13 protein-coding genes and 1 tRNA gene are annotated in these 12,108 nt (G+C 53.4%); 8 read left to right on the top strand and 6 right to left on the bottom strand.

Translation table 11 applies throughout. From position 1 onward, the window contains the following. Together H0248_RS03375 and H0248_RS03370 are read right to left on the bottom strand one after the other, a co-directional pair. Positions 1 to 87: transfer RNA gene (locus H0248_RS03375), tRNA-Leu, on the bottom strand. A 103-nt stretch (positions 88 to 190) separates the two neighbouring features. Continuing rightward, on the bottom strand, positions 191 to 1,096 hold the full coding sequence (locus H0248_RS03370) for a LysR family transcriptional regulator (protein WP_180784795.1): 906 nt from the start codon (positions 1,094 to 1,096) through the stop codon (positions 191 to 193). Positions 1,097 to 1,209: 113 nt separating this feature from the next. Between H0248_RS03370 and H0248_RS03365 the strand changes: the two genes are divergently transcribed. Next, entirely contained in the window at positions 1,210 to 2,202 is a 993-nt protein-coding gene (locus H0248_RS03365; RefSeq protein WP_180784794.1) for an aldo/keto reductase, read from the top strand. A gap of 18 nt (positions 2,203 to 2,220) precedes the next feature. Here the strand turns inward: H0248_RS03365 and rsmC are convergent, their stop codons facing one another. Next, complete coding sequence (rsmC, locus tag H0248_RS03360) at positions 2,221 to 3,264, bottom strand: 16S rRNA (guanine(1207)-N(2))-methyltransferase RsmC (protein WP_180784793.1); 1,044 nt, start codon at positions 3,262 to 3,264, stop codon at positions 2,221 to 2,223. A gap of 159 nt (positions 3,265 to 3,423) precedes the next feature. On the opposite strand from rsmC, the gene H0248_RS03355 reads away from it, so the two are divergent. Further along, positions 3,424 to 3,837, top strand: a complete 414-nt coding sequence (locus H0248_RS03355; protein WP_180784792.1) for a DNA polymerase III subunit psi — start codon at positions 3,424 to 3,426, stop codon at positions 3,835 to 3,837. Continuing rightward, on the top strand, positions 3,806 to 4,249 hold the full coding sequence (gene rimI / locus H0248_RS03350; RefSeq protein ID WP_014914153.1) for a ribosomal protein S18-alanine N-acetyltransferase: 444 nt from the start codon (positions 3,806 to 3,808) through the stop codon (positions 4,247 to 4,249). Before H0248_RS03355 ends, rimI begins: the two co-directional genes overlap by 32 nt. Positions 4,250 to 4,550: 301 nt before the next feature. On the opposite strand, the gene H0248_RS03345 is transcribed toward rimI, so the two are convergent. From H0248_RS03345 to H0248_RS03335, 3 genes are read right to left on the bottom strand one after another with little or no spacing between them, the layout of a single operon-like run. Then, complete coding sequence (locus H0248_RS03345) at positions 4,551 to 5,054, bottom strand: DUF4865 family protein (RefSeq protein ID WP_180784791.1); 504 nt, start codon at positions 5,052 to 5,054, stop codon at positions 4,551 to 4,553. Continuing rightward, a complete protein-coding gene (locus H0248_RS03340) occupies positions 5,051 to 5,440 on the bottom strand; it encodes a tautomerase family protein (protein ID WP_180784790.1) in 390 nt (129 codons plus the stop codon). Before H0248_RS03340 ends, H0248_RS03345 begins: the two co-directional genes overlap by 4 nt. 4 nt (positions 5,441 to 5,444) lie before the next feature. Next, on the bottom strand, positions 5,445 to 5,744 hold the full coding sequence (locus H0248_RS03335; protein WP_012773310.1) for a carboxymuconolactone decarboxylase family protein: 300 nt from the start codon (positions 5,742 to 5,744) through the stop codon (positions 5,445 to 5,447). A gap of 100 nt (positions 5,745 to 5,844) precedes the next feature. Between H0248_RS03335 and H0248_RS03330 the strand changes: the two genes are divergently transcribed. From H0248_RS03330 to H0248_RS03310, 5 genes are all read left to right on the top strand, one after another. Next, entirely contained in the window at positions 5,845 to 6,735 is an 891-nt protein-coding gene (locus H0248_RS03330) for a LysR substrate-binding domain-containing protein (protein ID WP_180784789.1), read from the top strand. A 492-nt stretch (positions 6,736 to 7,227) separates the two neighbouring features. Beyond that, positions 7,228 to 7,707: a discoidin domain-containing protein gene (locus H0248_RS03325; protein WP_180784788.1), complete on the top strand. Its 480-nt coding sequence runs from the start codon at positions 7,228 to 7,230 to the stop codon at positions 7,705 to 7,707. A gap of 261 nt (positions 7,708 to 7,968) precedes the next feature. Then, entirely contained in the window at positions 7,969 to 8,511 is a 543-nt protein-coding gene (locus tag H0248_RS03320) for a sigma-70 family RNA polymerase sigma factor (protein ID WP_180784787.1), read from the top strand. Next, positions 8,508 to 9,470 carry a FecR domain-containing protein gene (locus tag H0248_RS03315; protein ID WP_180784786.1) on the top strand — a complete coding sequence of 321 codons (963 nt, stop codon included), beginning with the start codon at positions 8,508 to 8,510 and terminating at the stop codon, positions 9,468 to 9,470. Before H0248_RS03320 ends, H0248_RS03315 begins: the two co-directional genes overlap by 4 nt. Positions 9,471 to 9,605: 135 nt before the next feature. Next, complete coding sequence (locus H0248_RS03310) at positions 9,606 to 12,101, top strand: TonB-dependent siderophore receptor (RefSeq protein WP_180784785.1); 2,496 nt, start codon at positions 9,606 to 9,608, stop codon at positions 12,099 to 12,101. The last annotated feature ends 7 nt before the right edge of the window (positions 12,102 to 12,108 follow it).

Below are 12,108 nucleotides of genomic sequence, written 5' to 3'. Positions count from 1 at the left end.
TGGTGCGAAGAGAGGGACTTGAACCCTCACGTCCGTAAGAACACTAACACCTGAAGCTAGCGCGTCTACCAATTCCGCCACCTTCGCAACACTGCTTTACGCAATATCACTACGGGGGCGAATTCTAGAGGTTTTCACGTTCACGTCAATGATTATTTCCTCTGGAATGCGGGGTTTGCTGCAAAAATCATCATCTCGCTGCGGCGCTGTGCGTAAAGAGTTCATCGAGCCATTCTATAAACACCCGAATCCGCGGTGCGAGAAAACGGCCAGGTGCATACATCACATAAAGCGGCATCGCAGGCGGCGGTATTTCCGGCAGGATCTCTACCAGTTCCCCGCTTTCCAGAAATGGGCGTAAACCGCGACGCGGCGCCTGAATAATCCCCAGTCCGGCACGGGCGCTGGCAATGTAGGCATCGGTGCCGTTGACCTGCAACGTACCGGGCAACATACGCGTAATGCACTCATCGCCCAGCATAAATTCCAGCGGATAATGGTGTTCAGTACGCAGAGAGAAATAGCCGACCATATGATGCCCCGACAGGTCATCAAGCGAACGCGGCACGCCGTAGCGCGCCAGATAATCGGCCGACGCACAGGTAATCTGCGGCATTGACGGCAAATGGCGGGTCGCCAGCGTCTCGTCGTCCGTCTGCCAGGCGCGCAGCACACAGTCGACGCCTTCACGCAGCACATTAATCGCCACATCGTTGGCGCTTAGCATCAACGTCACCTGCGGATAACGCGCATAAAAATCCCCCAGCGCCGGAACGACGATCTCTCGCGCCAGCGAGTGCGGCATATCCACCCGCACTTTACCAACGGGCTGCTGTTTTTGCTGCGTGAATAGCGTGTCGATCTCTTCAATTTCCGCAAGCAATTGCAGGCAGCGTTCATAATAAACGCGTCCTTCATCGGTGATCTGTACTTGACGAGTCGTGCGTTGTAGCAAACGTACTCCCAGCCGCCCTTCAAGCTGTTTGATCGTGTTGCTCACCGTTGCACGCGGTAGCGCCAGCCGTTCCGCCGCACGGCTGAAGCTACCCAGTTCGACAATACGCACAAAAACCCGCATCGCCTGAATATGATCCATCACCGCCACCATTGTTGGTTATTTTTGAATAGTGTTGCATAAAAAGCGGTATTTATCTTTTTTAGATAAACAACCAGACTGCTTTCACTGCCAACGAAATGAGGAAGATGACAATGCAACAGCGCAAATTAGGCACGAATGGTCCACAGGTTTCGGCTATTGGGCTAGGCTGCATGGGGATGAGCGATTTCTACTCCACCGCGCAGGATGAGAAAGAATCCATCGCCACGTTGCATCGCGCACTGGAGCTGGGTGTCACGCTGCTGGATACCGCCGATATGTATGGCCCCCACACCAACGAGCTGCTGCTCGGCAAAGCGATAAAAGGCAAGCGTGAGCAGGTTTTTCTGGCGACCAAGTTCGGCATCATCCGCGATCCGGCAAACCCCAATGCACGCGGCGTCTGCGGTAAACCGGACTACATCCGCCGCGCGGTGGAAGGCAGCCTGACGCGACTCGGCACCGACGTTATCGATCTTTACTATCAGCACCGCATTGATCCAACCGTTCCCATTGAAGAGACGGTCGGCACGCTGGCCGAGCTGGTTCAGGAAGGCAAGATTCGTTACATCGGCCTAAGTGAAGCCTCCGCCACCACGCTGGAACGCGCGCATCGCGTGCACCCTATTACGGCGTTACAGAGTGAATACTCACTGTGGACCCGCGATATGGAAGCCGAAATTCTGCCCACCTGTGAGCGTCTGGGGATCGGGTTTGTGCCTTACAGCCCGCTGGGACGTGGCTTTCTGACCGGTGCGATTCGCAGCCCGGACGATCTGGCTGCTGACGATTTCCGTCGTACCAATCCACGTTTCTCGGGGGAAAATTTCGGCAAAAATCTGCAGTTGGTAGAGAAAATTAACCAACTGGCACAGGAAAAGCAGGTTACGCCCTCACAGCTGGCACTGGCGTGGGTATTGGCACAGGGTGAACATATCGTGCCGATTCCGGGCACTAAACGCCGCCGCTATCTGGAAGAAAACGTCGCGGCGCTGGATGTCACGCTGACGAAAGAGGAACTGGCCGCCATTGATGCCATCTTCCCGCCCGATGCCGCAGCAGGTGAACGCTACGGCAAGGAGAGCATGGCGGCACTTAATCAGTAAAAGGAAGTATCAGTAGGATTATCGACGACCTTTACCTGTGCGCGGCGGACGACCCACGGTGGCCTGATACACCTTAAAGCGTCCGGTCTGCGCCAGCACTTCATGGCTACCAAAGGCCGCATCTAACAGCGCCGGATAAGGCAGGAAGGCGTTAGCAACGATGCGTAGCTGTCCGCCAATCGGTAAATGGGTCACCGCACCACGAATCAGCATTTCCGCGGCTTGCAGGCTAGTCTGCAAGCCGTCATGGAACGGCGGATTAGACACGATCATATCGAAGCGACCGTTAATGTCAGAATAGACGTTACTCGCAATCACCTCGCCTTCCAACGCATTCGCCGCCAGCGTTGCCTTGCTGGATTCGACGGCGGCTGCGCTGACATCGCTCAACGTCAGGCGGATTTTCGGTGACTGTTTCGCCAGTACCGATGCCAGCACGCCCGCACCGCAGGCGATATCCAGCACTTTGCCTTTCATGTGCGGCTCAAACGTAGACAGCAGCAGTCGGCTACCCGGATCCAGGTCATCACGACTGAAAACGCCCGGAAGCGTTTTGACGATCACGCCGTCCGTCACATACTCGTCCCACCAGTCATCCAGCGTGAAGCTGGCCTGCTTGTCAATCCGACCATGGTAAAGCCCACAGCGGCGTGCGCTGTCGATTTTTGCCAGTTCAACGAATTCAGACAGCACGGGTTCCGCGCTACGCACGCCGCTGCGGTTTTCTCCGACAACGAAGATCTCCGCGCCGACCGGCATCAGGGACAGCAGGTTACGCAGTTGGAATTCCGCTTCCTGTTTGCTCTTCGGCCAGTAATAAATCAGCGTGTCGCTATCCGCCACCAGCGCCGCATCCGCAACCAGACCATATTGAGCATTATCCCCAAGTGGCTTTGCCATCTGTTGCCAGTGGTGATATTGGTTGCAATGGACACGCACCGACGCCGCCTCAAATTGTGCGGGCAGAGTATCCTGCAAATCACCGGCAAACAGAACTCGGCGTGAAAGAAATTCGTCACTATGGCGCAGTATGACTTCACTGGCGGGGGTTAATGCGGACATCGGGCTACGGCTCCTTAATCATTGAGCGGGGGATTATATACGCTTCGTCCCCGAAGTTGCAGAGCGGAGAGGAAATAACCGCACCGACGTTGGCGCAGTCTGACGGGGTTTGTTAGCATAGGCACGAATCATTTTCTCGCACGCCAGACAGGATAACGCATGGAATCAAGACGTGACAGGCTGCTACAGCAACTGGGGATTACGCAGTGGACGCTGCGTCGCCCGACGGTGCTGCAAGGCGAAATTGCCGTCAGTCTGCCCGCACAGGTGCGTCTGGTGATCGTCTCCGCCGAGCCGCTGGCCGATGATGAACCGCTACTGGCCGACGTTCTGCACAGTCTGGCGCTCACACCTGCGCAAGCCTATCGCCTGACGCCCCAGCAGATCGACATGCTGCCCGCTGATGCACGCTGCCATAGCTGGCGGTTGGGCATCGCGGAACCCATCGCGCTACAGGGCGTTCAGCTTTCCAGCCCTCTGCTTTCCGAACTTTATCAAAATGCCGACGCCAAACGGGCGCTGTGGCAACAGATCTGTGAACATGAACACGATATCTTCCCTGACGCCAGCTGACCTGGCACAAGCCTTTAAAATTGAACAAGTCAGCCACGCCTTTCCCTGGTCGGAAAAGACGTTTATCAGCAATCAGGGTGAGCGCTATTTCAACCTGAAACTGGAACATGACGGGCAGCTTGCCGCTTACGCCATCACGCAGGTCGTGCTGGATGAAGCGACGTTGTTCAATATCGCGGTGCATCCCGATCATCAGCGTCAGGGGTTGGGTCGCCAACTGTTGGAGCACCTGATCGACGAAATGGAGCGACGCGGCATTCTGACGCTGTGGCTGGAAGTCCGCGAGTCAAACGCGCGAGCCATCGCGCTGTATGAGAGTCTGGGATTTAACGAAGTCTCCGTGCGCCGCGATTACTACCCCACGGCACAGGGTCGGGAAGACGCCATTCTCATGGCGCTACCGCTCGGCTAACATACCATTAAGTAACGTATAGAAAAGGTCTAACACTTAGGTCTTATGCTGGCCAGTTAAGCGAATATGTTGATTAAAAACGGCTATTTCATTATGCGATAGCCGCTTTTTTGCTTAGCAGAGGAGCCGGCCCCCTAGAATCCCGCCAAAAACCATTAAGAGCCATAAACGGCGTTATGACCCTTGTTCAGTAAAAAAGAGGTGAATAGAACGCTATTCTAACACCAGCCTTTTACAGTAATTATCTCAGGCAATGATGCACGAGGGGCTGGTGTTGTCTAGGCGGCGCTCTGACAAGTAGTCACCACATTTCACTTGCAACATATCCAATACGGAAATTCTCTCGGCCAGCCTGCGGCGCATCACCAAAACTAACCTTTAATGTTTGCCAACGACTGACATCCCATGCGCAAAGCTGCCCATCTACTGTCAGCGACGCCAGATCGCTATGCGCGTCAATATGCTGCTTTGTCATCGACAGCCAGGTAGCGTTGCTTACCTCATCAATGGCTGGAAGACGTAGCGTCAGCCACGTATCGATCTGCGGCCAGCCAAAATCCAGTGTCAGCATTTTGAAGCCAGGGCTCTGCAAAAACGCCGCCATCGCTTCAGTATTTTTCCATATATAGAGAGGGGCATAACAGTTTTCATCGCAAAAAGCGTCATCACGCAGGGAAGTGAGGTAGGCCTTAAACAGTAAGCCTGGAAAGCCATTAAGTTTCGCACCGTTTTGCGCAATACGCGCCTCGATGATGGCCATGTCGTAGTCGGCTGGCAGAGTAAAACGGTATTGCATTACAATCATGATCTCTCCTCCGACAACATCTGCCCGTTGCTGAAACTCCATTCATCGGCAGTGTTGAACTGGATTATCACCATCACATTATCTGGATGAATATTCAGCACACTATGCAGTCGCTCGCTTAGCATGCGGAAGAAGTTTCGCTTTTGCTCACGGGTTCTGGGTTTTCCCGCCAAAATATGGAACAGAATAAAATCATCGCTACGTCCGCCACTTTTATAATGTCTGTCAAATATGCGCTGGCTGGCTGGCAGCGTTTCAAATATCTGAAAACGATCGGCAGGCGGGACAGCAAACTCACCTATCAGGCTTTGTTGCAGAATATCGGAGATCTGTCTTATCTGTGCGTCACTATAACCCTGACGCAGGGTGATACGAGTGAAAGGCATTTCCTTATTCCTCCAAACAACCGAGTGCGGAAACTGCCGCTGGCCAGCCTGCGTAAAATGCCAGATGAGTGAAAACTTCAACGATCTCTTCACGGGTTAACCCATTTTGCTGAGCAAAGTTGATATGCCAAGGAAGCTGCTGCACGCGCCCTTGTGCCGTCAGGGCACCCAGTGTGATCAGGCTACGCTCGCGCGGGGAAAGCGTTTCACGTTTCCAAATATCATTAAACAGTGTGTCTATGCTCAGTTCGGCCAGTTTCGGTGCGACGCGGGCCAACGTTTCACGGTCGAGCGATTTCGCCATGGTATTTTCTCCGTATTGACAGTAGAACAATTCTGGCGCGATAGTTTCATCCCGAAAATCAAATTATTTTCAATCAACCATCCCGAATTTCAGGACGATAATGGACAAACTTTCACTGACGCTTGACCTCGATGCGCTACGCAGTTTTGTGACAGGTATGGAGTGCGGCAGCTTTGCACTGGCTGCGACACGACTTTGCCGCTCAACCTCGGCGATAAGCGCTCAACTAAAAAAGTTGGAACAACAGTGCGGTGCCAAACTGGTGGTAAAGCAGGGCCGTCACCTGGTATTGACCCATACTGGCGAGATATTGATGGGCTATGCTCGTCGCCTGCTGGCACTGAATGATGAGGCACAGCGAGCAGTGAAAGGTGAGTTGTTGCAGGGGGAGATCCGCATTGGCATGCAGGAAGATTTTGGCGAGTCGCTGATGCCCAATATTTTGGGCGAGTTCAAACACCACCATCCGGGGCTACGGATTATTGCGCGAGTAGATCGTAACCAGGCGCTGCTCACTGCGCTTGATAACAATGCTCTTGATATGGCACTACTGTGGCAACCGGATAACACCACGCGAGAAGGCCGGCTTATCGACCAGTGCCAATTGGAGTGGATAAAACATCCGGATCTGGACATCAACACGCTACTGGCACAGGGGGAACCCTTACCACTGGTGATGTTTGAAAGCCCGTGTCTGATGCGTTCACGAGCCACCACCTGCTTAGATCAGGCTGGCATTGCATGGAAAGTGGTATTTATCAGCCATAGCCTGAGCGGTATCTGGGCCGCAGTGCAGGCCGGACTGGGCATTACCGTGCGTACTCGTATCGGGATACCCAACAATCTCCACATAATGGGGAGTATTTTGCCATCGCCGGGGAACCTTGGAATTACACTGAAGCAAGGGATTGAGAACGAAGCGATTCATAACGCACGAGCCATGCTGGGGCAACTGATAGAAAAGGCTTTATTGAATGTGAAGCTTGAATAACCATAGCCAATCAAAGGTCAGTCTCCGCACTGGCTTCGATTAGCTGATCCCTCGGTTAGCAGCACGCTGATGGGATATTTAGTATGTCGGATGTGATGTATTCCAACCTGACTGCCACCAACGCTCTCCTTCGGTGGAGCTACCACAGCATCCTCAGCATTGAAATAAAAATTATTCTCAACCAAGAAACGCCTGAAATTTGACGCCGCTCGACCCATTTCAGGCACCTGGCATATCATCAGCCAGTATTGATACCTAAGCCGATAGGCATCAGCGCTATTGTCGGCATCACGGCTGGTTACAAGGGCTACTGTGTAAGCGGCCTGGGAAAATGTGCGCCCCGTCCCGCTCTGCCTGTTTTCCTGACAGAAAAATCCCCGCAACGTGATCGCTACAAATAAAACATTGTTTCTTTTTTATCATAATGATATTCCATTTCATGTTTCTGGTTTGCAGGCATGCATGGTTTATCCGTTATCAACGAGGAATAATATGAAAAAATACACTCTGGCTACGACGCTTCTGTGCGGCTTATTCTCTCTTTCCGCTTACGCGGTACAAATAACGGCGGTGACAGCCTCCGCTTATGATTCAGACAAGGGCCACAAACCGGCCAACATTGCCGATGGCGACGTAAAAACCCGCTGGGCGGCAAACGGTGAGAGCTGGGTTCAGGTAGAACTGGATAAAGAGCAGTCGGTTGAGAACTTTGTTCTTGTTCCTTTCAAAGCGGACGAGCGCAAACTGAAATTCTCCGTCTCCTACTCCACCGACGGTAAAACCTGGAAAAAGCTGGCTGATAATCTGATCACCTCCAACAACGCCAAAGACGGTGAAAAATTCACCTTCCCAGCCGTTAAAGCCAAATTCTTCAAACTGGATACGTTTGGCACCGATGTGAACAAATGGAGCGCCATCAACGAGATCAGCTTTAACAGCGCCGCACAGGTTCCGGCTCAGGCCATTAAGTAACGTATTGGGATGACCTGGAGCTTGGGTCAGTCGATTCCGCTGCCGTTGAACGCACCACGCCCGACGCTGTTAGCAAGTGTGGTGCATTTCAGTCTTCCTGCCCCACCTTTCCAGTCTTACTGCCCCGCGTAGTCTTACCGCCCCTTCTGTTTCCCTCTCCTCATCAGTACCCACATTTTCCTTAGCATTGAAATAAAAATCATTCTCAACTAATATGCGCCTGAAATTTGACCTCCTATCGTTCCGGTTCAGGCACCAGACATGTCATCAGCCAATATTGATACCTCAGCAGATCTCCATCAGCTCTATTGCCAGCATCATGGCTGGCTGCAAGGGCTATTGCGCAAACGGCTGGGGAATCTGTGTGATGCGGCCGATCTGGCGCAGGATGTATTTTTACGGCTCTTGCTAAAACCACGTCAGTTCGACAGCCACGCGGGTGCGCGGGCTTATCTGAGCGTGATGGCGCAAGGCATGTGCGTCGATCTCTGGCGTAAGCGGGAAATTGAGCGCGTCTGGCTCGCCTCGCTCGCCGAACAGCCGGAGCCGGTTGCCCTGTCAGCGGAAGACAGCAACATCATTCTCGAAACCCTGTATCAGGTCGATGCCATGCTGCGAGCGCTGCCAGAGAAGGTACGCGCGGCCTTTATCATGGCGCAGGTACAGGGATTACCCTATCGAGACATTGCCGAAACGTTGGGCGTTTCCGAACGCATGGTGAAAAAATACATGGCGCAAGCCATGCTGCATTGTGTGCTGCTGGAAGCGGAGATAGACGCAGACAGTCCGGCCGTTGATTCATGAATAAGCCCAGCTTTATCGCCTTGCAGCAGGCATCGCAATGGTACGCCCAGTTGTGCGATCGGGAACCTGACGATGAGCACTACCACCACTGGCAGCGTTGGATGGACGAAAGCGAGGAACACCGTCAGGCTTGGGAATATGTGCAAACGGTCAGCCAACGTTTCCAGCCGCTGCGTGGCGACAGTCAACAACCCGCGCTGAATACGCTGCTGCACAAGTCTGCACCGATGACTCGCCGCCGTGCGCTCAAGCTCACCGCATTGCTCAGCACCGGTTCTCTGCTGTCCTGGCTGACTTACCGCCACACGCCGCTAAAAGGCTCTCTGCTGGCGATGACGGCCGATCATCACAGTGCGGTAGGAGAAATCAAATCGCTGACCTTACCGGACAACACCCGACTGTGGCTGAATACCTCCAGCGCGATTGATATCCGCTACAGCGATCAGCATCGGGAAATTGCCCTGCTGGCGGGGGATATTCTGATTGATACCGCCGCCGATGCTCGCCCTTTCTTCGTCACCACCGCGCAAGGGCGTATGCAGGCGCTAGGCACACGCTTCAGCGTCGCGCAGGAACCGGACGCTACAACACTGACCGTTTACCAACACGCGGTCGACGTCAGCGTCAAGTACGCCACCGCCGCACGTCGGGTCAGCGCGGGCTATCACCTGCGCTTTAATGCCGACGGTCAGGGTAACATCGTGCCCAACCCGCAGAGCGATGCCGACTGGGCACACGGCGTGCTCCAAGCGGACAACATGCCGTTGGGTGAAGTCGTGGAGAAACTATCACGCTATCGCCACGGCTATCTGGCGTGCCAGCCTGCCATCGCAGATTTACGCGTGATGGGGACTTTCCCCTTAACCGATACCGACATGGCACTGAACATGCTAGCGCAGGCCTTCCCAGTCCGCATCCAGCGGCGTTTTCCGTGGTGGGTAACCGTCGAGCCGCGCTGATATCTCCGTCTTTTTTGGCTACCGTTCTTTAGGGATACAGCAAAAAATTTTCTCTTTTGAGTTCCCTTTTCTCCGCTGTCGTTCGATTCACAGTAAAACCACCAATTTTTACTCTGGGTCAGAAGGCGAATTTTCATGGCATTGATTCCATTTTTCTCTACACCGCGCACCCCGTCAAAACTGGCAATTGCCCTTAATCTGTTACTGTGCGGCGCACCGTTGTTCATACCTTCCACCGCAACCTCGGCTGAAGCTACAACGGTGGCGGCAACCAAAACCTATGCCATCCCTGCCGGACCGCTTAACCAGCAGCTAAACCAGTTTGCCGCTCAGTCAGGCGTTTATCTGGTCGGTGATGCACAGCTGACGACAGGCAAAGCAGGGAAATCCCTGCAAGGGAACTACAGCGTGGAGGACGGATTTGCGGCGCTGCTGGCAGGAAGCGGGCTTCAGGTCATCCCACAGCCTAACGGTGTCTGGCGCTTACAGAGAATACCGCAGGGAGATGAGATGCTGGTCGTGGCGGGCGTCAACCGCAATGGCGTGACCGAAGGCACCCAGTCCTACACCACGCGCAGCATGAACACCGCGACACAACTGAATTTGTCACCGCGAGAAACGCCGCAATCAGTGAGTGTCGTGACGCGCCAGCGCATGGACGATCAGAATATGACCTCACTGGACGAGGCCATGAAGCAAACCACTGGCGTCAACGTGGTCAATCAGAATAGCTTTCAGGTGAAATACGAATCGCGCGCGTTCGCGATGGATAACATCAAAGAAGATGGCGTCAACCAGTCGTCGCAAAATAGCGTAATGAACGCTTCCCAATCGACCAGTGAATCACCCGATCTGGCGATTTACGATCGCGTCGAAGTTCTGCGCGGTGCTTCCGGCCTAACACAAGGCAGTGGCGAACCCGGCGGCACCGTCAATCTGGTACGTAAAAAACCAACCTATGAATTTCAGGCGTCTGCCAGTGCAGGGATCGGTAGTTGGGACAATTACCGTAGCGAGATAGATATTTCTGGTCCACTCAATGACGATGCCAGTCTGCGTGGCCGTCTGGTCAGCGTATACCAGGACAAACAGAGTTTTACGGATTATGTCGGCAGCGAACGTAAGGTGCTGTTCGGGACACTGGCTTGGGATATCACACCCGACACTACCGTGACAACCGGAATGAACTGGCAGAAAACCGATGTAGTGCCCGATCTTTATGGCGTTCCTTTCGGCACCGATAAAAGCAACTTACACCTCCCGCGTTCAACGTTTCTGGGGGCGAGTTGGAACCGAATTAATTTTGAAAGGATTAATCCATTTGCTGAATTCGAGCATCGCTTTACCAACGACTGGACACTGAAAAGTGCGCTCAGCTACACACGAGCCACGTCTAAAGAACGCTATATCGGTATTATGAACGGCACGGCAGGCGTCGATCCCGCTACGGGAGTCAGCCGATTAAACAATGCGCTGCACTATGACAACAAGAGCGATCAATGGGGCTATAACCTCAGTGTAAGTGGTCCGTTTGAGTTATTGGGACGTAGCCATGAGCTGGTGTTCGGAGGTGATTATCAGAAAGAGAACTTCGACAACGCTATTGGCCGTATTGCTAACACCACCAGTGCCAATATCTATAATTGGAACCCCAACTCAGTCGCAGAACCCGATTGGTCGAACCTTAGCCTCTACAGTTCCCGTTATAGAGAACAATATAATATTTATCAGCGCGGACTGTTTACTACCACACGCTGGGAGCTGGCCGATGACTGGAAACTCATCCTCGGCGGCCGCTACAGCGCTTATAGCTACGACTACTATTACGATAACCAGCGCAACACCAGCGACAAGGAATACAGCAGCCTGCACGTTCGCGATAAATTTGTCCCTTATAGCGGCCTGCTATGGAATTTTGCCGACAATTACACCTGGTATGCCAGCTATGCTGAAATCTATAAACCGCAGAGTGCCCGCGATAAGGACGATAAGCTGCTGCCTGCCATTACTGGCACCAACTATGAAACCGGCGTGAAAGGGGAGTTTTTTGACGGCGATCTGAATGCTTCACTGGCACTGTTCCGCATTATTCAGTCCAACCGTGCACGCGCCGAGGCAGACAGTTCCGTTTGCCGAAATTCCAATAGCGGTTGTTCCAGTGCTGAAGGCAAAGTACGCAGCCAAGGGGTCGAACTGGATGTCACAGGGCAACTGGCTGAAGGCTGGCAGATTCAGACGGGTTATACCCTGACTAACAGTAAATATTTGGAAGCATCAGAGAGTGAGAAAGCGGCACAGTTCAGCCCACGCACACCAAAGCATATGTTCAAACTGTACACCTCCTACAATCTGCCGGGAGTGTTAAACCCATGGACGATTGGTGCAGGCATGACCGCTCAGACGGGTACGCAAACCTATCCAAACCGCGCTTTTGGCCTGTCTCAGGGCGGCTACACGCTGTTTAACGCCAATGTCCGCTATCAGTACAGCAAAAACCTGAGTTTCAATCTGGTGGGCAATAACCTGACGGATAAAACCTACTTCCTGAACCTGAACAACCGCCACCGCAGCGGCAACAACTATTACGGCGATCCGCGTAATTTCATGCTGACCGCGAAGTGGAATTTCTAAGCGAACA

The organism is Pectobacterium brasiliense, assembly GCF_013449685.1.
GTDB lineage: Bacteria > Pseudomonadota > Gammaproteobacteria > Enterobacterales > Enterobacteriaceae > Pectobacterium > Pectobacterium brasiliense_A.
Note: the sequence above shows the minus strand (reverse complement) of the source record. Positions and strands in the feature narration are given on the sequence as shown.